Source organism: Paenibacillus sp. FSL R7-0272 (assembly GCF_037969905.1).
In the GTDB taxonomy this organism is placed as follows: Bacteria; Bacillota; Bacilli; order Paenibacillales; family Paenibacillaceae; genus Paenibacillus; species Paenibacillus polysaccharolyticus.
In genome coordinates, this window is record NZ_CP150221.1 from 602,364 (window position 1) to 623,343 (window position 20,980).

The window sequence follows — 20,980 nt, forward strand, 5'->3', positions numbered from 1 at the left end:
TTTCTATGAAGCAATCCCCGAAGACAGCCAAGCAGAATATGTAGTATTTTTCGCAGGATTTTATTAATTTTTTTAGTGGGAATAACCGATAAATATATAGGAGAAAACATCCTTATTCTCCCTTTTTTATCAGGGCGGAACGGGTTAGACATAGAGAGCGAGGGATTGGATTGGAAGTATATCGTGCATTTATCTTCCGTCTGCTACGCAATTATCTAATTGGTTCATTATCAGCCGTATTTGTTGTGGGTTCCGTGGTGATGATTTCAACCTTACAGGTACCCAATATCCAATATGTTCGATTGATTTTCATTGTACTCATATCGATTCTGTTTATGCTGGTTGCGGAGTTGATTACATTGTGGGCTCAATTGGGTCCAATAAGGCAATTTTTCGCTGCCGAGCATCATGAAATGGCTGAACTAAATCGGATGTATGAACGAATTCACCGCTTTCCGGGCCAGACCATATATCGCATTATTGGACCACATATGCTAGGTTTCTCTCTGCCTGCGGCTGGACTTACGCTATGGATGATCTCCACAGGCTGGCTAGAAATCCCCTATGGATATGTCGTTGTTGCGGCTATGTGTGCATTCCTGATTGCAATTATGCATGCCCTGATTGAATATTACCTTACGGTGAGGGCGGTGAGGCCGCTACTACTCGAAGTTCGCCGTAGAGGCAAGATGCTGTATAGGATGGAACCTTCGCTTGGCGGACGCATCCTGATCTCAATACAGCGGAAGTTTCAGACCAGTACTGCACTTATCGGTTTATTTCCGTTATGTTTATTTTTTCTGGCTACTTATATTCGGCTCCAGTACATAGACCCGGTGTTTGCAAAAGAATATACGTTTTGGGGTGTACTCATCGTCATCTTGGGCGCGGGATTCTCCATGGTAGGCAGTTGGTTGTTAATTCGGGATGTCCGTGATCCGGTGTCTGAGTTGACACAAGAGATGAACCGGATTCAGGGCGGTGAGTTCGGCAGAAGAACGCCGGATCTGTATTCGGATGAATTCTCGCAATTGATCTCGGGATTCAATATGATGATTAGTCGGCTAGAGATGAGACAGGAGCGCAATCGGCAACTGCTGCAAAGTTACTTCTCTCTGCTTGCGGCTGCACTGGATGCCCGGGATAAATATACGGCGGGACATTCGATGCGTGTGGCGGAATATTCCATTCTGATCGGCAGGCTTAGCGGCATGAATGACGAACAGGCCGACTTGTTGTACAAATCAGCTTTGCTCCATGATATCGGAAAAATCGGTATACCTGACGAGGTATTACTCAAAGATGGCAAGCTAAGTGATGAGGAATTTGCAATCATCCGTACGCATCCCGTGTTAGGAGAGAGTATTTTGCTTCAGATTGAACCTGTGGATGCCATGGCTGACTTTCTACCGGGCGTGAGATCCCATCATGAGAGGTATGATGGCAAAGGTTATCCGGATGGCATGGCAGGCGAAGAGATCCCGCTGTTCGGGCGTATTATTGCGGTAGCGGATGCCTTTGATGCCATGACGTCAGACAGACCTTACCGGAATGGAATGAGCGATGAGAAAGCGCTTATGATTCTGGAAGAAGGAAAGGGGACCCAGTGGGACCCCTATTATGCAGGTTTGTTTATTGACGAGTGGAGAAGACAGAAGCAACTGGACAAGAAGCCTGAAGAGGGGGTTAGTTGATCCCCTCAGTCCATTTGGAGGCTTTTCTGCGACGTCGATAAAGCGCTAATCCAGTAATGATCGTGAAGATACATTCACCGAGAATAACTGCACTCAGTGCGTCGTAAATGACATGTTGCTTGATGAGCAGTGTAGAGATGATAATCAGGGATGCACCGGCAACTACCGCCACCTTGACGGATTTACGGATGGTTGAAACCGATAGAACGGCACGCATCACCAGATAAGAGTGCAGCGCGTGAATACTGGGAAAACAGTTATATGGACGATCCTGGCTGTAGAGCCATCCGATGACGACTGTACCCAAGCCAGAACCAGTTAATTCCGGCCGTGGAACCATGGTTTGGAAGTTGAAGTAGATCAGGTAACAGATCCAGACACAGATGTTCATGGATAACAAGACCCGATAATACATAAGCCGATCCTTGGCACACAGGTAGGCCAGCACGCCGAATACAAACGGGTACCATCCCAGATAGGGAATCGACATCGCGGGTATAAAAGGAAGCATCCGGTCAATTGGAGAATTTAGGATAACATATCCACGACCCGGATTGTTCAGAATATCATAGAAAAGTCCCATGACAGCCAGGGATAACATCAGACTAAGCGACAGCCAGTAGGATTTGTCTTTTAACAATTGCACAGCTGTAGATCTCCTTTCATCATGCTTCAAGCAAACATGATCATAGCGGTAAATGAAGAAATGAAACAACAATATATTTTACTATGTCTTGTACACAAATTGAATCCTCATTTTGTGTATTTTTTTGTTTCTTTTTGATGAGGTTTCCATGCCGAGGTGGGCCTAGCGTGATATGATGTAAAAATACGAACGAAATAAGCACTTGGGTTATAACGTCGAACAACAGGAGTGAATGCATGCAATTTTCGAAAATGTTCGTACTCAATATGGGGATGCTTATTACGATTGCTTATCTTGCAAGTGTTTTCTATAAATATATCGTAATACGTGCCTCTTCCCAGGTAAAACAGATCTGTTCCGTGCTAGTGCTGATTTTTGCAGGCTGGATCAGTACCGTGTTTGGATTTCAGCTGAATGATGAAGTCGTTTTTGATCTTCGTTATGTACCTCTAATTGTTGCTGTTCTGTCATACAGACAACCGTATAGTGTCATGATTATAGGTGTGGGGATTGGGCTATCGAGGCTAACCTTTGGTATTTCCGATGCGACCGTAGCCGCGGTAATTAACATGTCTCTTCTGGGATTGCTCTGTGCGGGACTCAATATATGGATGCGACGCAGTAGCTACAGACTTATTGTCAAAGGAATCATCGTTACACTGATCGTGAACGTTGTCAACAGTGTGAATATTGCCTTCGTGGGTGTCATTCCTACGGCCTATTTCTTCTCACACATTATGCCTTATACACTTCCTACCGGAATTGCTCTTAGTCTTATATTTGCATTTATCTTACGTGATTTTCAGAATGAACAAAATCGGATTCTCTTGATCCAGAGTACGAATCGCCTCTTATCTGTGCAGAAGGAAGAGTTACAAAAAGCGCAGATTGTTCTGGAGGAGCGAGCCAAGCAGTTGACAATTGCTTCACAGTACAAGTCGGAGTTTCTGGCGAATATGTCTCATGAGTTGCGTACACCGCTCAACAGCGTGATTAACTTCGCCCAGATGATTGGTGAGAATGCCGATACCATGGATCAGGATGAGATTGTGCGTTTTGCAGGCATGATTGATCAATCCGGACAAGAACTCCTCAGGCTAATCAACGACATTCTCGATTTGTCCAAAGTTGAAGCTGGACGGCTGGATATTGTATTGGAGGACATCAGTCTGAGTCAGTTGATCGAAGATGCCATGAATCATTTTGGGCTCGTTGCTGACAAAAAAGGAATTGAGCTGGTGCTTGAGAAGCAAAAGGGACTGCCGGATACACTTTGGTCTGATCCGCAGCGCGTGCAGCAGATTTTGCGGAATTTAATGTCCAATGCCATCAAGTTTACTCCGAAGGGGAAGGTCACTCTGACCGTGAGTACCCAACAGACTAAACAGGCGGATATGGTAAGTCAGTGGCTTGTTTTTTCGGTTCAGGATACCGGGATCGGCATTCCGAAGGACAAGCATCATTCTATATTTGAGGCATTTCAGCAGGCAGATGGTTCGATTAGCCGTAAATTTGGGGGTACCGGACTTGGCCTCTCGATCAGCAGGGATCTGGCAAGATTACTGGGTGGATCAATTGAACTTGAAAGTGCTGAGCACAAGGGGAGTATCTTTCGTCTGCGGCTTCCACTCACCGTGAAAAAATGAGTTGACAACCTCTGTGCCGTGAGTAGAATTTGGGGTGACAACTAGCATCGGCCGGCAAAGCTTTACCCGGTCTAAGGAGTGTATCCCCATACAGAAGATGGTCAAGATGAACCCCTCTTCGTTAGGCAAGCCACGGCGCAAGGGTTCGACACAACGCACGAATTTATCAATTGCAACATGGGAGGGCGTACCGGCAATTATTTTGCAAACGTTGCTGGGTGGTCCATTTCTAACCGGGTTTTTGCTGTATCTTGGGGCCGGGTCGAGGCATATCGGCTTTGTGCTCGCGATTACCACGTTTGTAAACATCGCGCAGATCGGCGCAGCATACTGGATGCAACGTATTCGGAGCCGTAAGCGCGCGCTTTTGCTATTCGTCGGAGGGCACCGTATTTTGTGGAGTGCAACGGGATTAATTCCGTTCATCTTCCCTAAGGAATGGTGGGTCAGTGTTTTTATTGGCCTATACACGGTTGCATTCATATGTAATACCATCGGCGGTATGATCTGGACATCCCTGATTGGGGATATCGTACCTGCCAAGGTAAGAGGACGTTATTTCGGGATACGAAATACGATTCTGAATGCACTTGGAAGCGTTTGTTTATTTGGTGGCGGGATTTTGCTGGATCGTTATCCGGGAGAGACCGGTTTTCTGATTTTGTTTATTCCCGTATGGATCTGTGCTATCGCTAATACGGTCATTTATTTCTTTTATCCGGATCTGCCCTTTGAACGGTCGACCGAAAAGTCGTTCTCACGGATGTTTATCAAACCGTTTCAGGATCGGGTTTTTCTGAAGGCGACTATTTTTCTGGCGGCATGGCTATTGATCCAGACATTAATTGTGCCTCTCTATTCTTACGTTATGCTCGATCTGCTGAAAGTCAGCTATCAGATGGTCTCACTGATCACGGTCGTGCAAACACTGGTGATGATGGGAGGATTCTATATTTGGGGCAACCTGAATGCCAGATACAGCAACAAAACGCTGTTATTCTGGACGTTACCCGTCATCGCCTTGTCCTGCCTGTCGTGGGGGTTGATGTCCTTTGCTCCGGTACTGGTTGCGTTGTTCCTGTCCCACATTTTTCTTGGGATTGGTGTTGGCGGTTTCAACCAGCTCGCGTTTAATTTTACGATTGGCGACACACCGAAAAGTGAAAGACCGATGTTTATAGCCGTTTATTCAGCTTTGACTGGCGTAACATCGTTTATTGGTCCGCTGATTGGAGGCTGGCTGTACGAGAAGATGGAGACTCTCTCGGAAGCGATGGTCTGGATATCCACTTACGGATTCCAAGTGACGGTTGGTGCAGTGATGTTGCTGCTTACGTTTACTTTGGGACGTCGGATTCTTTTAAAATAACAACAAAAAAGCTGATTACGATGTTCTTTGAAATAATACTCAGCTATATATGAATAGATTGGGGTGGTTGGAGAGATGTATCATCCTGAACGCAAAGCGATGGTGATCGGAGCTACTGGACTGGTGGGTGGGCTTTTGGTTCACAGTCTGCTCGGGCACCCCGCATACAGCGAGGTTCGCATTCTGGTCAGACGCAGACTTGATCTGGAACATCCCGCACTGAAGCAATACGTTGTAGACTGGGAACAGCTTGAGGGTCAAGGGCATTTGTTTGAAGGAATCGATGACCTGTATTGCTGTCTGGGTACGACGATCAAGAAAGCAGTCAGTCAGGAGAACTTCCGTGAAGTGGATTATCACTATCCGGTTCGCGCAGCGACGCTGGCAAAGCAGCATGGTGTGGAGCAGATGCTAGTGATTTCCTCGATGGGAGCGAATGCGGATTCGCGTGTGTTTTATAGTCGGACCAAGGGTGAGATGGAGGATGCACTTTCGAGTATCGGGTTCCGTGCCTTACACATTTTTCGTCCATCTCTTATTCTGGGGGATCGAGGCGAGAAACGTGCGGGTGAACAATTCGCTGCACATGTGATGACTTTTCTGGATCGCTGGATGAAAGGCCGTTTAGACAAATATCGGGCCATTCAAGCGTCAACGATTGCTCAAGCGATGAGAAATGTCGCAATGGTACAGACGAAGGGCAATCATGTTTATCCCAATGAAGTGATTCATGCGCTTGGGGTGCAGGACGCTTAAGACTTGCAAGGGCGCAGGGAGACAAACGTTTCTTGTCAGAACAGGTGCATGGTATAATAGGTTTTAAAAATAAAAGCACGCCTTGTCTCCATGTCGTGGCAGGGCAGCGAACACAAAGGAGTACCTGTCGAATGAAAAAAGCAATCTCGACCGAACAGGCGCCAGGCGCCATTGGTCCATACAGTCAGGCCGTAGATGCTGGTGATTTCATCTATACGTCTGGTCAGCTTGGCCTTAATCCGCAAACCGGTGAATTTGGTGCGGATGTACAGGAACAGACTCGTCTGTCTCTCAGTAATGTTAAAGCAATTCTCGAAGCAGCAGGCACAAGCATGGATAAAGTGGTGAAAACAACTGTATTCCTGAAAGATATGAATGACTTCGTTCCTGTCAACGAAGTATATAGCAGCTTCTTTACGCAGCCTTATCCTGCACGCAGTGCTGTGGAAGTTGCGCGTTTGCCGAAGGATGCACTGGTTGAGATCGAAGTGATCGCGCTGAAATAGGATCATATTTCAGCCTTGCCACAGGATGAGCGATCGAATCCTGTTCTGCACTCATTTACAGCAAAAAGCCGATTTAGGGTCGTTCGACCGAAATCGGCTTTTTTGCTTAAGGTTTATATTTTACTATTTCAGTTGAACAATTCATTTACACGATAACGGAGAGGACAGAAAAAACCTGGAAAAGCGAAGCGTTCGCCTAAAAGCTTTCTGGCAAGAAAGCTACTTCGGAAGCATACGCTTATCACCGGATTTTTCCTTTAAAATAGGGAATCAAAAAAATCTGGGGATAACAGCGATTGGAAGGTTATTCTGTCATCGAAGTGGGTGTGGTAAAGTCTTTAGTTCAACTGATAGAAAAGGGTACTCAATCACGGTCTTGATTGCGCGCAAGGAACAGCCACACGGCGTAGATCGCCAAAACGATGGCAATGATAATCCCCGTATAGTAGACAGAGATGACATCCTTTTGTTTGAGAGCGATAGCAATGTATGCCCAAGTGAATACGAGTGGGTACACACTGTCACGGTACCGGAAGCTGACAAGCACGGCCAGAACCATACCAACGATCAGCATAATGATCGTCCATGCCGTTTCACTGATGCCGAATCCATCCCATCCGATTTTGTACAAATAAACGGCTGTGTTAACGATGGTTGCTACGCTAACCCATCCGAGATAGATGCTGAATGGCAGTTTGACTAGCCAGATTTCAGCCGTGGTTGGCATAGTGATCGCACGTGTTTTGACGTACAGCATAATCAGAGTAATTAGCAGTAATGCGATGATCAGCAGCGCGAGTCCAGTCTTGAGATTTTGAAAGGCGAAAATCCAGGCGACATTAAAGGCGCAGCTGGCGAGAAACCAGTATCCGAGGCGGGTAATCGAATTATTTTTCCAGGAGGCAGGGGTGAACTGATAGATGATAAAACCTGCGAGAAGCAGGTAGATCAGCCCCCATATTGCAAAAGCATAACCCGAAGGTGTCAGCAGTACAGGGTACATATCCGAAACTTCCTTGTTGGTTTTGCCGCCAATGGGCAGGGCATTGGAGAGATAATTTACAATAATCACAGCAATAAAACCGAGGGCGTTTAACCACTTATACGGATTGTTACGGGACATGACGTTTCCTCCTTGGTTTAACAAATGTAATGAACCGTGGGTCAGTCTACAATAAATATACCCACTAAAGACGTGTTTTAATAATCTGTTTTCAAAATTTGAGAACGCTCACCTTCCGGAGACCTCGCATGGTCTAGCTTATTGGAACGGAGTGTACTCTGTCCCAATGTACGCAACTTCAGGCGTGAATATGTCCATAGGAGTGTTTTCATACAGTAGGGGGAGAGAGATGATAACAAGAGAAACAATGGACAGACAACAGACCTGGTTCTATGTGATGGCTCTATTTGCAGGTGCATGGATCGGGCTAGCCGCTCCGGCTTGGGGCACTGTACTGCACTATGCGGTATCACCCGTTCTTGCCGTACTTCTCTATAGCATGCTCGTGCAGATTCCGTTTACAGAGCTTCGGGCATCCTGGTCCAATCTGCATTTTATGGCTGCGCTGCTCATCGCGAATTTTATCACTGTTCCAATTGTGGTCTGGCTGCTTACGCTTGTTTTTCCGCAATCGCCTGATGTGTTGATAGGAGTCTATCTAGTTTTGTTAACTCCTTGTATTGATTACGTCATTGTGTTTACACAGCTCGGGAAGGGGAACGAGAAGCTGATGCTGGCAGCAACTCCGCTGCTGTTTGTAGTTCAAATGATTTTGCTTCCGGGGTATCTCTGGTTATTCATGGGCAGTGATGCAGCCACAATAATGAAGGCAGGGCCGTTTGTAGAGGCTTTCATGCTACTGATTGTTGTTCCGCTATTGCTCGCATTGATGACACAAGTATTGTGCAAAAAAGGCGGAAGTGCGCAGCGGCTGCTTCATGCGACGGCATGGCTCCCGGTTCCGATGATGGCACTCGCCCTGCTCGTTGTGGTAGCTTCCCAGATTGGCAAGGTCTACAATGATCTGAACAGTATTGTGAATGTCATTCCGATCTATGCTGCATTCCTCATCATTATGCCCTTCATATCCAGGTTTATTGCAAAGCTCTTCCAGCTCGATACAGGTGCTGGTCGGGCGCTGATTTTTAGTGCGGCAACCCGTAATTCGCTGGTTGTTTTGCCATTGGCATTGTCGCTCTCGCCAGAGTGGGCAACCATTGCTGCGGCAGTTATCGTCACACAGACGATAGTGGAGCTTGCAGGAGAGTTGATTTATATCCGGCTTGTGCCTGGTGTGATCCTGAAAGATCGGTAACCATCGCTCCCGTCCAATATGGATTGATATGATACAATACTTTTAAGGGCACCATATTTGGTAAATAAAAGGAGGGATAATCGTCAATACGTATTGGAAAGTGTTGTTCTATCTGGATATTGCCATATTGCTGTTCAGTGTAATCTATTTCCCCATCATGGCTCAGAAAACAGGGGATAACCTCCCTTATGTGTTTATGACCGTTTTTGTAATAGGAGCAGTCTTTCGAATGATATATTATTTTAGAAAAAAGAGAGCGAGTAAGCCATCCTGACTAAACTTGCATTGATGTATACGTAAGGCTTAAAGAGGACTTCCGACAGATCGTGTCGAGAAGTCCTCTTTTTTAATCGAAACAGGGATGTTAATTACCGGTTCCTGATATGGTTTTGCGATATTCTGCGGGGGTGACGCCCTCTATTTTTTTAAACACTTTGCTGAAATATTTTTCATCCTGAAAACCGACCATTTCCGAGACTTTGGCAACTCGCAGGGAGGGGTTTTGTAGCAGGAGCTTAGCATTGTTAATCCGCAGCTTGCCGAGATATTCTGACCAGTTCAATCCGAATTGTTGTTTGAATTTACGAGAAATGTACTCCCTACTCAGATAAAAGCGTGCGGCAATCTGTTGCAATGACAAGTCCTCCTGATAATGAGCTTCCATGTAGCGAGCGATTTCGCGCATAGGATCAGGATCGGCGTGACGCTGAGCTGTGAGTGCTTTTCCGGCGGCAAGCAATCGTTGCTCTAGCAGAGAGCGAAGAAGCGGGAACGAAAGCAAGCCTTCAGCGTCGAAAGGCAATTCGGCAAAAGGAGGAAACTGATCCTCGGCACTTTCTTCCTCGGGGGAGACCTGGCCATCGGCATCATCTAGCCAACGGCTGAGCATCCATTCCAGCTCTTGCATCCATTGTTGCAGTTGCTCTGCACTGATCACCTCCAGCTTGGTTAACGGCTCAAGCCATGCTGTGACGGTATCGGTTACACTGGTAGCATGACAGCTCAAGGCAGCTATACGCATAGGCTCTTCAAAAGCAGTCAAACGTTGACCCTTATTCCTGCTTGAAGATTCAAGGGTAGAGTGAATACGCTGCTGCGTAAAAATGGTGTTGCGTCGCCACAATTTAGAGCTGGCATCCAGATAGGCTCCCGAAATACCGGCAGGGTAATTTTCACAAGTAGATATCCCAAAATGAAGCCTGCGCTGAATCGTCTGCTCCAATCCATCGTTAATGCTATCCAGGATGCGTACCAGTGAGGACGGTTCCCCCCAATGCAACAGAACAATTTCATCCGGCTGGTTGAGCTGACGAAAGGTGACGCCTTCATCTGGTGTGCGCATCATCTCCGCGCAGATGTTAAGCACGGAGAATACAAGCAGATCTGGCTGACTGCGATATTTCGCTAAACAATCCGCATCCAGGTGAGACAGACTGGTGACGGCTACACAGCACATCGGAATGAGGCAGGGGAGATTCAATTCCTCCTGTAATCGCTGAATATGTGCGGAAGTATTACCTCTGCCAATGGCCAGCTCGGTGAGCAGACGATCCTGATAATGCGGGCGCATACGATTCACCACGATGGATTGTTTGGTGGACTCTGTGCGTACGGTATGTTCCTCTTCCCAAGATTTCACTGCCTTCATCAAGGAGGCATTCAGTTCGTCTGCTTCGACGGGTTTCAGTAAATAGTCCATGCCGCCATGCCTTATTGCATGTCTTACCAGTTCAAAATCGTCGTATCCGCTAATAACAATGACTTTACAATGTGGAGCATGTGCTGAGATCCATTCAAGCAATGCCATTCCATCCTTGCCGGGCATTCGCATATCGCTCAGTATGATCTCAGGTTGATGCGCTGTAATTGCCTCGATCGCTTCATTTCCGTCTGCTGCTTCGAGCAATACGTCAATTCCCAGGTCATCCCAATGACCAAGGAGCTGGATCGCATGGCGGACATGCTGTTCATCATCAACAAGCAGTGCTTTCATGTTGTTCACTCTCCCGCGTATAGTTTGACTTGAAGTTTTACACCGTCTGCTTCCAAATTATCAATTTCGATCCTGGCAGGCATGCCGGGATGAGCGTTAAGTGCAAGTCTGCGTACCACATTGCGAAGACCGATGGATTCGGACATGGCAGAATCCTGGGAGGACATTGAAGATTCTGTCTCTTGGGGTTGTAGCCATTCGCGTATTTCAATCAGTTTATCCTCAGGAATAACTGGACCGTTGTTGATCAATTCAATTACTATCCAGTGTTTGTCTACTTGGCGACTAGTGATGGAGATGTATCCTTTTCCTGGCTGTACATCGGCTCCGTGTTTGAAATAGTTCTCAATCAATGGTTGCAATGTCATGCGAGGCATCTGAACAGATAATGTATCCTCTGCAAAATCCATGTGTACCTCCAGGCGTTCACCAAAACGTTCCTGCTGTAGCTCCAGATACAGCCGGGCATGCTCTGCTTCCTCGCGAAGGGTTACACAGGTCTGATCCCGCATGCTGTAGCGCAGCATTTTGGACAGGGAAGATAGTAGGGTATATGCTCGTTTTCCTTGCTGTTGTAACGCCAGAGTTCCAATGGATTGTAAAGTGTTATATAGAAAATGCGGGTTAATCTGTGCTTGCAATGCTTTGAGCTGATTCGTCTTGTTCGCAAGTTCAAGCTGGTACTCTCGCAAGATCAAATTATTCACAGTATCCATCATATCCCGAAAATGCCTCGCAAGTACCCCGAATTCGTCTCGGCTCGATAGACGGATATCCACATGCAGGCGTCCTGCCTGAATCTGATTCATGTATCGCATGAGCTGTTTGAGCGGACCTGTAATACGTATGGAGATGAATAAAGTTGCCACGATCACAAGGATCAACGCTGCAATAGCAATCATTGCATTGTTCCAGGTTAACGCTGTGGCTCTCGCATATAACGTTTCATTCGGAATTTGCTTCACTATGGTCCAGTCCGCGTAGTTGCTTCCAAGTTGCTGATATATATACATGGACTGATCTTGTTCAAAATGTCCAGCTGCATTCCTTGCCGAACCGGCGAGGTTTCGTCCATCTTCGAGCGTGCTTCCTGCCACTTGTTGCAGATGACCAGCCTCATTGGCCGCTTGTATCTCGGTACGCCCTTGATAAACAATCCGGTTCTGCCCATCGACGACATAGATCTGCTCTTTAGCGGGATCATACAGTCTGCTACAGATCGCAACAATACTGTTCATGTTGAGGTCAATCGCTAGAACGCCCAGCCGCTCAGGGGATGGGATATCCCGAATGATCCGGTGCAAGGTAATCACGGTTCTTGGTGAATCGTCAGGAGAAGCTGCCTTGAAACCGTAGGTGTGACTCATATGTGCAGATTCTACCCAGATATCCGATCCTCCGTCCCCTGTTTTACCATGCAGTGAATCGGAATAGGCTTGCTTACGTTCCTCCCGCTTCGGGAAAGGGTTGGTAATCAAGGTGGATTGGTTGGATACAAAAGAATGCAGATAGAGCTGGAATACATCCGGTACAGCGGCTCTGATCGTTTGCAACGTTGTATACACCTCGGCAACAGCCCGATAATCCCCCGGCAATTTAGCCAGATTCCGCAGGAAAGTGGGATCATTGTATATGGCGAGCGATGCCCGTGCCACGTTATCGACGTAATTGTTGAGATTGGTTGAAGCCTGATAAATAAGACGTTTATTCTCTTCCAGTGCCTGTTCTCGCAAGGCTGTTTTGGTCTGAATAAAGGTCATGCTTATAGATGCCAACAGCGGAATCGTTGTTGCAATTAGCATAAAGGCGATGAGCTTGGATCGGATACTGTAGTATTTGGACATCAGTACACCCCTTCTGGTGACTCGTCAAGAGAGGACAATATTTTACACCCAACTGTTCACGAGTGTCGGTGTTTCCCTTCACGATTTTGGAGTTTAATAGAAAAAGAGACCAATATCATCCATCTATAGAAGGGGAGAACGATATGAAGCATCGCAAATCTTCACAGCTGTTACAGCAGCTTGTGTTCGTGGGTCCCTCCGTTGTATTTTTTATTCTCATCATCGTGGTCCCTTTCCTGCTTGGCATGATGTATTCCTTTACGGATTGGAACGGAGTATCTGCCAGCATTAACTGGGTTGGGCTTGATAACTTCGTGCATATTTTTGCAAACGATCCCAAGTTCCAGAATGCATTCTGGTTCACAGTACGCTTCACCGTTGTAGGGGTGATCCTCACCAATGTCATCGGTTTTTTCTTGGCCTACTTCCTGACCAAACCGCTCAAGACGAGAAATATTCTGCGTACGATCTTTTTTATGCCTAACGTAATCGGTGGATTGTTACTCGGGTTTATCTGGCAATTCATATTTGTGAAAGGGTTTTCAGCAGTAGGCGACGTGACGGGTTGGTCCTTCTTTAACCTCCCATGGCTGGGAGATGAGCCGACGGCCTTCTGGGGAATTGTCATCGTGTTTGTATGGCAGACCGCCGGATATCTGATGGTCATCTATATCTCATCTTTAACGAATGTATCACCTGATCTGCTGGAAGCTGCCGAGATTGACGGAGCCAGCCGCGGACAAGTGCTACGGAGCATTATTTTACCACTCATTATGCCTGGTGTAACCATCTGTCTGTTTCTGGCGATCTCTTGGTCGTTCAAAATGTTCGATCTCAACTTGTCGCTCACCAAGGGTGGCCCGTTTGGTTCAACCGAATCGGTTGCACTCAATATTTACAATGAAGCCTTCGTGAACAACCGGTACGGAATTGGAACCGCCAAAGCATTTATATTCTTCGTGATCGTTGCCATCATCACCATGGTTCAGGTTCGTTTGACGAAGAGCAAGGAGGTTGAAGCCTGATGGAAACAACGAAAAATTATCGCTTCGGTACCGTAATTACCGAGATTGTTATGGTGTTGATCGGATTGTTGTTCCTGATTCCGTTTTACTTCCTGTTTGTGAATTCGGTTAAAACCTTTGGTGACCTGCTTACCAATTCGGCTGCCTGGCCGGAAGTGTTCCAGTGGGGCAACTACGCGAACGCTTGGGAGAAAATTAGCTTTCCATCGGCGCTCATGAACTCGCTGATTGTAACAATCGTCAGCAATCTGTTGCTCGTGCTGATCAGTTCCATGGCCGCGTACCGCATGGTTCGCAGCAATACACGGTTCAACCGGATATTATTCGGTCTGTTTATCGCTGCAATGGTGATTCCGTTCCAGTCTATCATGATCCCGTTGGTTACGGTAACCAGCAATTTGGGACTGATCGACAGCCTTGGCGGACTCATTATCTGTTATCTCGGGTTTGGAGCACCGATGTCCATCTTCCTGTTTCACGGATTCGTTAAATCGGTGCCACTTGAGATCGAAGAAGCGGCCCGTGTGGACGGCAGTTCGGCCTATGGGGTATTCTTCCGGATTGTTTTCCCGCTGATGAAACCGATGTATGTTACCGTCATTATTCTGAATACGCTCTGGATCTGGAATGACTACCTGTTGCCATCCTTGATCCTGCAAAGCTCCAATCTGCGGACCATTCCGATTGCAACCTTCGCGCTGTTTGGTCAATATACGAAGCAGTGGGATCTGGCTTTGCCTGCTCTGGTACTTGGGATCATGCCAATCATTATTTTCTTCCTGCTGATGCAGAGGTATATCATTCAGGGGATTACTGCCGGGTCCGTTAAGGGATAGTGCGAGGAGAGGCCGCTCCGGCATCATGTGCGCTTTCGGTCGCTGTTGCTCCTCGGGGGTCTGAATGTATGATGGCTAAGGAAGCCCCCGAGTATCAAAGGCGAGCGCTCCGCTCCTCCAGCGCATCATGATGCCTCCGCTCCTGCCTCGCACGGTGGTGGGCAAAAGGCGCATCTGCCCGCAGGGCTTGGGCAGATGCGCCAGAGCAAGGCGGGGGGACAATGCGATAGACCAAAAAATGAGTAGTAGTGGTAGGGCTGGACCGCTCCGTCATCATGTGCGCTTTCGGTCGCTGTTGCTCCTCGGGGGCCTGAATGATTGAGGCAAGGAAGCCCCCGAGGTTCAAAGGCGAACGCTCCGCTCCTCCAGCGCATCATGATGCCTCCGCTCCTGCCTCGCACGGAGGTAGGCAAAAGGCGCATCTGCCCGCAGGGCCTGGACAGATGCGCCAGAGCAAGGCGGGGGGACAATGCGATAGACCAAAAAATGAGTAGTAGTGGTAGGGCTGGCCGCTCCGTCATCATGTGCGCTTTCGGTCGCTGTTGCTCCTCGGGGGCCTGAATGATTGAGGCAAGGAAGCCCCCGAGGTTCAAAGGCGAACGCTCCGCTCCTCCAGCGCATCATGATGCCTCCGCTCCTGCCTCGCACGGAGGTAGGCAAAAGGCACATCTGCTCGCAAGAATGGGCAGATGGGCCAGAGCAGCAGAACGTGAAAAGACAGATTAAAGACGAGATTAAAACAAGGGATACAAAGAATGGATTTCTGTAAAAGGTCGAGTAAAAAGACTGGCCTCACCGATATCAAAGGCATAGCGACAAGAGCTTGCTTGACCATTAATCTGTGATCAACTACGCAATCACATTTGTGGGAATTGTGTTAGTTCATCTATATAGTAAGCAACAGAATTAAAAGCAGGGACAGGGTCATTCTAAACAAACGAAGTACAGCCGGAGTAAGAGGCAGAGGGTAAGCAAGAGGTGCAGGCAGTAAAACTGAAACTACTTACAGGGAGAGTGTATCTATGAAAAGAATGACAAAGTTAACATTGCTGATGCTCATTGCTTTTTCAGTCATGCTGGCAGGTTGCGGAAACGGGGACAAAAGCGGTAGTCCAGTGAATACAGATGCTCAAACGGGTGGTGGTGACGCAGCGGGTGGCGCCAAAACGATTAAAATTTTCCAATACAAAGTTGAAATTGCCGAAGCGCTTAATCGTCTCAAAGCAGAGTATGAGTCTTCCCATCCAGGCGTGAAGCTGGACATTCAGACGGTCGGCGGTGGCAGTGACTACGGGGCTGCATTAAAAGCGAAGTTTGCCGCAGGTGAGCAACCGGACATTTTTAACGTCGGTGGATACCGTGAACTCGATACCTGGCTCGAATATCTCGAAGATCTGTCTAATGAACCGTGGGCTAAAGATGTGCTGGAAGTAGCTAAAGAACCGATGACCAAAGACGGAAAGCTCTATGGACAGCCGCTCGCGCTGGAAGGCTATGGTTTTATCTATAACAAAGATTTGTTTGCCAAAGCGGGAATTACCGAGATTCCAACGACCTTGGAACAACTCGATCAAGCAGCAAAAAAACTTCAGGACGCAGGCATTACACCGTTCTCGAACGGTTATCAGGAGTGGTGGGTACTCGGGAATCATAACGTCAATGTAGCATTTGCGAATCAGGCCGATCCGGTAAAATTCATTCAAGGTCTGAACGAGGGTACGGAGAAAATTCCGGGTAACCCAGTCTTCGAGGAATGGATCAACTTGCTCGATCTGACGCTCAAATACAGCAACAAAAATCCGCTCACCACAGACTACAACACGCAGGTAACTCTTTTTGCTAGTGGCGAAGCGGCGATGATGCAACAAGGAAACTGGACACAAGTACAGATTGACGGCATCAATCCGGATCTAAATCTGGGTATTCTGCCTATGCCGATTACGAATGAACCGAATGATAAGCTGTTTGTAGGCGTGCCTAACTACTGGGTTGTGAATAAAAACTCTCAAGTGAAGGCGGAGGCAAAAGAATTTCTGGACTGGCTCGTTACCTCCGACATTGGTAAAAACTATTTAACTAAAGAGTTCAAGTTCATTCCGGCCTTCAGTTCCATTCAGGCATCGGAGGAAGAGCTCGGGGACCTCGCAACAGATATCATGAAATATAGTCAGGAAAACAAAACATTAAGCTGGAACTTCAACCGTTTCCCTGAGGGTGTTCCACAAGAGTTCGGTAGCACTATCCAAGCATATGTTGCAGGTAAATCGGACAAAAAAGCATTACTTGATGCATTACAGCAAAACTGGGATAGTCTTAAAAAATAAGTAAAGTACGCACACTTGAAGTCAGTTGCAGCTTGTGCAACTGGCTTCTTTGAATTACCTGTTATAGTACAGTTTTCACCTCGAGAATGTGGATAACTTTGCTCGTTTATAAATGTCAAAGTACAACTTTTACATCGGCTTAATACTAGATGTGGATATCCTGTGTGTATATGATCTAAATGTGGACAACTTTTCAGAAAATGAACTTCTGATCTACTTTTATAAACAGCCATGCTTGCTTTTGTTAAAATAGTACTATATAGTTCTATTTATGAATAACGATAACCATACATCACATCAAGGGACTCCTGAATCTTCTAAACCATCCAAACCTAGAAACTCCGGTCCCAGAAATTCTAGTCCAGTTAACCGTACCAAAGCGGTGGAAGTTGCTGCGCAGTTATTCCTCCGGCAAGGCTATGCTTATGTCAGCATGGATGAGGTGGTGCGTGTTAGTGGCGTATCCAAATCCAATATCTATTATCATTTTAAAAACAAGGAGGAACTGCTTCAGGCGGTTGTGCAGTTCTGGATTGCACAATATGAATCAGAGCTGTACTTGCTACTAAGTCAGCGTGAGCGGGGAGTGGAGGAACGGATCAACTCTTTCCTGGAATTGCTCTCGGCAGGTATAGAAAGTAGAAACTTTGAAGGTACATGCCCGTTTGTCACTCTTTATATGCAGGCACCGGAAAGTGCTTCCCTGGCGAAGGAAAGCATCTCGATCTTTTTCCGTGAACTTGTACCTATGGTGGAGAAGCTGTTCCAGCAAGGGGCAGAACGAGGCGAATTCCGCAAAGGGATTGAGCCGGGGGCGGCAGCTTCCTTATTTGTCGTAGCACTTGAAGGTTCGCTGATCTTGGCCGGAACTTCTCGTGATCTGGGTATTATAGAGCAGTCCGCACGTACGTTTTGTCAGATGCTTCGTTAAACGAAGCTCTTTTTTTGAGATTAATTAGTACTAAATAGTACTAATGTGTAGTTTGATAATAAACGAGATCAAGATAAATTGGAGGCATATCGATGAACGAAGCAAGATTAGAGCAAACCGTTCTGTTTATGACAGGTAGTACCGGTTTTATTGGAAAGGAAACAGTCAAACAACTTGTGGAGAAAACAGATATACATATGCTGCTGCTGGTTCGCTCCGAGCGGCGCGCCAGATCAGTTCTGGAGAGTTACGGTGTGAGAGGCTTTGAACGGATTACGTTTATCGAAGGTGATTTATCTTTGACAGGTTTAGGGCTTGTTCGAGCAGATTGTGAACGCATCAAGAAGGCGAATGTCATTCTTCATGCAGGGGGAACGATGGACATTACGCTGGGACGAGAGACAGCAGAAAAAACCTTTATGCATGGAGCCAGAGAGATTGCTCAGCTGGCTCAGGAGATGAAGTTTGGCGGAAGTCTGCGACATTTCATTCATGTGGTTGGTTTTATGAGCCCTTATGGGCAAGGGAATGAGCAAGAGAAACAAGAACAGGTTGAAATGAATCATGCCGGTAACCAAGAGAGTGCTTATGAAGAGATGAAATTCAAGGCCGATGCTTATATAAGGGCACATGCAAAACAGTATGACTACCCATTGTCCGTGGTAAATCCCAGCACGGTAGTCGGGCCGCGCCCAACAGGTGAAACCGAGCAGACTGGCGGGATCGGGTTACTTATTGGAGCCGTTCAGAAAGGTTTTATGCCGGTTGTACCTGGTGGATCGTCGTACTGGTTGCCACTCGTGGAGAATGATGTGGTGGCAGAAACACTTGTCTTTCTAATTCGGGATGAGGTACCGTTCGGAGGGACTTATCCACTGCTCGCCCGTAAGGAAGAGAGTCCGGACATGAAGGAATTGCTGCATCTGATCACAAAGCAACTGGATGTGCCCAGACCGGCAGGATCATTGCCATTATCCTGGATTCAACGCCTTATGAGCCTTGGTGGAAGTCGCGTCAGCGGTATACCTTCACAGTCACTTGCTTTTATTACAGACAGGACATATCCGGTAGAGGAGACCGAGGGGCTGATGCAACGAATGGGGAGAAACTGGCCAGATATCCGGGAGCAGCTTCCGTTCATTATTGCTGATCTGGATTACCGGCTTCTGTCCAAGGCTGAAGCTGAGCATAAACATGTTCTAAACGATTATATCCGTGTGCGTTTGGGAAATCTGGCGAGTTTAGGCTGGGAAGGGGAGGGGGAGCCGTGGGTGATCGTGCATGGTTTGTTGCAAAGTGCCGATGACTTGCTTCCATTAGGGTCACAATTGCGGAAACTTACGGGTAATCCTGTCTGGATCGTTGATCTCGCAGGATTTGGTCGTTCACCTGTTCACCAGGCAGAAGATGCATTTACAGGTCAGGTTAACGCTCTTGTGGAAGCCTTATCTGAAGTGCAGGGTCCAATCAAACTAGTAGGTCACTCTGTAGGTGCAGCTATCGCGGCGGCAGCGTTGAAGCGAAGCGGACGTACCGATATCCGTTTGGCGTTACTCCAGCCTGTTGCGGACAATGTGAATGAGGGGAATAATGGACGTTTAAAACAGGTGCTTCATCTGCCTAGGCGTGTTGTGAGGACATTACTGCGGAGTAAGTCCCGGAGCAGTTGGGCGCGGATGTTTAGTGCGAGCGGTGAAGAAGTGGTGGATAAGATCAGCGTTACGAGGCTGGCTGAGAGGGTACAAGCCTATCTCCGTTCACCTCGCATAGCGGGTGCACATGTAGATTTGTTGCGGTGGATTCACTTGGGACATAAGCAGACGATGAGCTTTTGGGATGAACTCGGAAGCTTTCAGCAGGCAGGGATAACGCAGACCCACTGGTTGTTTGGGCTGAAAAGGATCGAGAATATCATTTTCCTGCTAGTTTACATGCGGGTTATACAAAAGTGGGACTCCCTTATGGTCACTATTTTCCAGTTTTTCAGGTTGAACATACAGTGGAAATCCTTCTTGGTTGGGCTGGTGAAAGCGATGTGAATAACAATAGGCTGAAAGTGTGACATCCAATATTGTTATTGAAAGGCTTTCCACAATATGTCCACAGTAGAGGATAAGCAGGCGAAAAACGACAAAGTTTACGTTAGATTTACAAACAAATACACAACATGTCCACATCAAAATTATGAATATCCACATAAATGAAGGTGTCTATCCACAGATTGTGTGCAACATGTGCACAACTTATCCACAAATGGGGTATAACTTTATATTTATATTCACGATAAGCAAAGTTTTAGAATTTTTTAATGGGTTATCCACAGAAATGAGAGTTAAATCGCTTATTTTTCAAAGAAAACAGGGAAAGAGATGTAACTGCGATTCTTCTTCTTGAAAGCCTAAACAATTACGCCAAAATTACCGATACAACATGTAACGACTCATCGTCTAAAGTTCGACAGCCAAAAGCGTGTTGATGATCTGATTTTACGGAATGAGAGGGTATGGGGACATTATGGATGAAGTAATGCAATATATTAATTTCTCGGTGGGAGATCAAATTTTTGCACTTCGCATTGATCAGGTTCATGAAATTATTAGAATGGTAGAGGTTACAACGGTTCCTTTCGGAAGTCCAGAGATCAGAGGATTCGCTTCATTGTACGGTAAGGTAGTTTCTGTCGTGAGTCTTCGTGTGTTGCTCGGCATGCCGGAGAAGGAAGATACCTCATCTACACGAATTATCGTAGTCCCTTACAAGAACGGGTATGTGCCTCTAATTGTAGACATGGTAGATTCGGTTGTGACGTATGATCGTTTCGAAGAGCCTGCAGAAGAACACCGCCGCTTTATGCTTGGTGTTTTTGATAAAATCGGGTTCTGTGCGGATCACCGCGCGGGTATTCTGAACCTGGATGTACTGCTCGGAAGTCTGGTCAGATCCTGATCGGATCAAAAATGGTGACCGTCTGACGGCCCGCATCATTAAATGTTTAAACAAAATGTTCCTCATCCGAATAATGGAGAAGGGACATTTTTTTGTATAGAAAAAGAGCATGATCAGCACTTTTTATACGTAAAGGTTTTTAAATC

18 protein-coding genes are annotated in these 20,980 nt (G+C 46.8%); 13 read left to right on the plus strand and 5 right to left on the minus strand.

Annotated elements, in window-relative coordinates; genetic code table 11:
- Positions 1–170 precede the first annotated feature (170 nt).
- Positions 171–1,694: an HD domain-containing phosphohydrolase gene (locus tag MKY23_RS02765; protein ID WP_221790699.1), complete on the plus strand. Its 1,524-nt coding sequence runs from the start codon at positions 171–173 to the stop codon at positions 1,692–1,694.
- Here MKY23_RS02765 and MKY23_RS02770 read toward each other — a convergent pair.
- The gene (locus MKY23_RS02770) at positions 1,687–2,340 is read right to left on the minus strand and encodes a phosphatase PAP2 family protein (protein ID WP_339835084.1); all 654 of its coding nucleotides are present in this window, start codon (positions 2,338–2,340) and stop codon (positions 1,687–1,689) included. The two genes, MKY23_RS02765 and MKY23_RS02770, sit on opposite strands and share 8 nt — an antisense overlap.
- A gap of 236 nt (positions 2,341–2,576) precedes the next feature.
- Between MKY23_RS02770 and MKY23_RS02775 the strand changes: the two genes are divergently transcribed.
- From MKY23_RS02775 to MKY23_RS02790, 4 genes are all read left to right on the plus strand, one after another.
- Positions 2,577–3,986 (plus strand): ATP-binding protein, encoded by a 1,410-nt coding sequence (locus tag MKY23_RS02775; RefSeq protein WP_154960489.1) that lies wholly within the window; start codon positions 2,577–2,579, stop codon positions 3,984–3,986.
- Between the two features lie 106 nt (positions 3,987–4,092).
- Entirely contained in the window at positions 4,093–5,355 is a 1,263-nt protein-coding gene (locus MKY23_RS02780; RefSeq protein ID WP_186812398.1) for an MFS transporter, read from the plus strand.
- A 75-nt stretch (positions 5,356–5,430) separates the two neighbouring features.
- Complete coding sequence (locus tag MKY23_RS02785; protein ID WP_339835087.1) at positions 5,431–6,111, plus strand: oxidoreductase; 681 nt, start codon at positions 5,431–5,433, stop codon at positions 6,109–6,111.
- Between the two features lie 131 nt (positions 6,112–6,242).
- Positions 6,243–6,617 (plus strand): RidA family protein, encoded by a 375-nt coding sequence (locus MKY23_RS02790; RefSeq protein ID WP_090918620.1) that lies wholly within the window; start codon positions 6,243–6,245, stop codon positions 6,615–6,617.
- A gap of 364 nt (positions 6,618–6,981) precedes the next feature.
- Here MKY23_RS02790 and MKY23_RS02795 read toward each other — a convergent pair whose 3' ends face one another.
- On the minus strand, positions 6,982–7,740 hold the full coding sequence (locus MKY23_RS02795; protein WP_154891374.1) for a tryptophan-rich sensory protein: 759 nt from the start codon (positions 7,738–7,740) through the stop codon (positions 6,982–6,984).
- Positions 7,741–7,969: 229 nt separating this feature from the next.
- On the opposite strand from MKY23_RS02795, the gene MKY23_RS02800 reads away from it, so the two are divergent.
- Positions 7,970–8,935, plus strand: a complete 966-nt coding sequence (locus MKY23_RS02800) for an arsenic resistance protein (RefSeq protein ID WP_154891373.1) — start codon at positions 7,970–7,972, stop codon at positions 8,933–8,935.
- 364 nt (positions 8,936–9,299) lie between these two features.
- Here MKY23_RS02800 and MKY23_RS02805 read toward each other — a convergent pair whose 3' ends face one another.
- Both MKY23_RS02805 and MKY23_RS02810 read right to left on the minus strand, forming a co-directional pair.
- Positions 9,300–10,928: a response regulator gene (locus tag MKY23_RS02805; protein ID WP_339835091.1), complete on the minus strand. Its 1,629-nt coding sequence runs from the start codon at positions 10,926–10,928 to the stop codon at positions 9,300–9,302.
- Positions 10,929–10,933: 5 nt separating this feature from the next.
- On the minus strand, positions 10,934–12,772 hold the full coding sequence (locus MKY23_RS02810) for a sensor histidine kinase (RefSeq protein WP_339835093.1): 1,839 nt from the start codon (positions 12,770–12,772) through the stop codon (positions 10,934–10,936).
- A 143-nt stretch (positions 12,773–12,915) separates the two neighbouring features.
- Here MKY23_RS02810 and MKY23_RS02815 point away from each other — a divergent pair, with 143 nt between their 5' ends.
- The gene (locus MKY23_RS02815) at positions 12,916–13,797 is read left to right on the plus strand and encodes a sugar ABC transporter permease (protein ID WP_090918610.1); all 882 of its coding nucleotides are present in this window, start codon (positions 12,916–12,918) and stop codon (positions 13,795–13,797) included.
- On the plus strand, positions 13,797–14,633 hold the full coding sequence (locus MKY23_RS02820) for a carbohydrate ABC transporter permease (protein WP_339835094.1): 837 nt from the start codon (positions 13,797–13,799) through the stop codon (positions 14,631–14,633). Before MKY23_RS02815 ends, MKY23_RS02820 begins: the two co-directional genes overlap by 1 nt.
- A gap of 342 nt (positions 14,634–14,975) precedes the next feature.
- Here the strand turns inward: MKY23_RS02820 and MKY23_RS02825 are convergent, their stop codons facing one another.
- Positions 14,976–15,257 (minus strand): hypothetical protein, encoded by a 282-nt coding sequence (locus tag MKY23_RS02825; RefSeq protein WP_339835096.1) that lies wholly within the window; start codon positions 15,255–15,257, stop codon positions 14,976–14,978.
- Between MKY23_RS02825 and MKY23_RS02830 the strand changes: the two genes are divergently transcribed.
- The 5 genes from MKY23_RS02830 (at position 15,256) to MKY23_RS02850 (ending at position 20,834) form a co-directional block, all read left to right on the plus strand.
- Positions 15,256–15,402 (plus strand): hypothetical protein, encoded by a 147-nt coding sequence (locus MKY23_RS02830; RefSeq protein ID WP_339835098.1) that lies wholly within the window; start codon positions 15,256–15,258, stop codon positions 15,400–15,402. The two genes, MKY23_RS02825 and MKY23_RS02830, sit on opposite strands and share 2 nt — an antisense overlap.
- A gap of 253 nt (positions 15,403–15,655) precedes the next feature.
- Positions 15,656–16,957 (plus strand): ABC transporter substrate-binding protein, encoded by a 1,302-nt coding sequence (locus tag MKY23_RS02835; RefSeq protein WP_339835100.1) that lies wholly within the window; start codon positions 15,656–15,658, stop codon positions 16,955–16,957.
- 271 nt (positions 16,958–17,228) lie between these two features.
- Positions 17,229–17,888 (plus strand): TetR/AcrR family transcriptional regulator, encoded by a 660-nt coding sequence (locus tag MKY23_RS02840; protein ID WP_154985298.1) that lies wholly within the window; start codon positions 17,229–17,231, stop codon positions 17,886–17,888.
- 92 nt (positions 17,889–17,980) lie between these two features.
- Positions 17,981–19,927 (plus strand): alpha/beta fold hydrolase, encoded by a 1,947-nt coding sequence (locus MKY23_RS02845; protein WP_339835103.1) that lies wholly within the window; start codon positions 17,981–17,983, stop codon positions 19,925–19,927.
- 475 nt (positions 19,928–20,402) lie between these two features.
- Positions 20,403–20,834 (plus strand): chemotaxis protein CheW, encoded by a 432-nt coding sequence (locus MKY23_RS02850; protein WP_167375702.1) that lies wholly within the window; start codon positions 20,403–20,405, stop codon positions 20,832–20,834.
- Positions 20,835–20,980 lie beyond the last annotated feature (146 nt).

Coding starts and splice junctions, on each gene's coding strand:
- MKY23_RS02810 (WP_339835093.1), bottom strand. CDS start 12,772: ATGTCCAAATACTACAGTATCCGATCCAAGCTCATCGCCTTTATGCTA.
- MKY23_RS02840 (WP_154985298.1), top strand. CDS start 17,229: ATGAATAACGATAACCATACATCACATCAAGGGACTCCTGAATCTTCT.
- MKY23_RS02795 (WP_154891374.1), bottom strand. CDS start 7,740: ATGTCCCGTAACAATCCGTATAAGTGGTTAAACGCCCTCGGTTTTATT.
- MKY23_RS02850 (WP_167375702.1), top strand. CDS start 20,403: ATGGATGAAGTAATGCAATATATTAATTTCTCGGTGGGAGATCAAATT.
- MKY23_RS02815 (WP_090918610.1), top strand. CDS start 12,916: ATGAAGCATCGCAAATCTTCACAGCTGTTACAGCAGCTTGTGTTCGTG.
- MKY23_RS02820 (WP_339835094.1), top strand. CDS start 13,797: ATGGAAACAACGAAAAATTATCGCTTCGGTACCGTAATTACCGAGATT.
- MKY23_RS02780 (WP_186812398.1), top strand. CDS start 4,093: ATGAACCCCTCTTCGTTAGGCAAGCCACGGCGCAAGGGTTCGACACAA.
- MKY23_RS02835 (WP_339835100.1), top strand. CDS start 15,656: ATGAAAAGAATGACAAAGTTAACATTGCTGATGCTCATTGCTTTTTCA.
- MKY23_RS02845 (WP_339835103.1), top strand. CDS start 17,981: ATGAACGAAGCAAGATTAGAGCAAACCGTTCTGTTTATGACAGGTAGT.
- MKY23_RS02830 (WP_339835098.1), top strand. CDS start 15,256: ATGATGCCTCCGCTCCTGCCTCGCACGGAGGTAGGCAAAAGGCACATC.
- MKY23_RS02825 (WP_339835096.1), bottom strand. CDS start 15,257: ATGATGCGCTGGAGGAGCGGAGCGTTCGCCTTTGAACCTCGGGGGCTT.
- MKY23_RS02790 (WP_090918620.1), top strand. CDS start 6,243: ATGAAAAAAGCAATCTCGACCGAACAGGCGCCAGGCGCCATTGGTCCA.
- MKY23_RS02775 (WP_154960489.1), top strand. CDS start 2,577: ATGCAATTTTCGAAAATGTTCGTACTCAATATGGGGATGCTTATTACG.
- MKY23_RS02800 (WP_154891373.1), top strand. CDS start 7,970: ATGATAACAAGAGAAACAATGGACAGACAACAGACCTGGTTCTATGTG.
- MKY23_RS02785 (WP_339835087.1), top strand. CDS start 5,431: ATGTATCATCCTGAACGCAAAGCGATGGTGATCGGAGCTACTGGACTG.
- MKY23_RS02805 (WP_339835091.1), bottom strand. CDS start 10,928: ATGAAAGCACTGCTTGTTGATGATGAACAGCATGTCCGCCATGCGATC.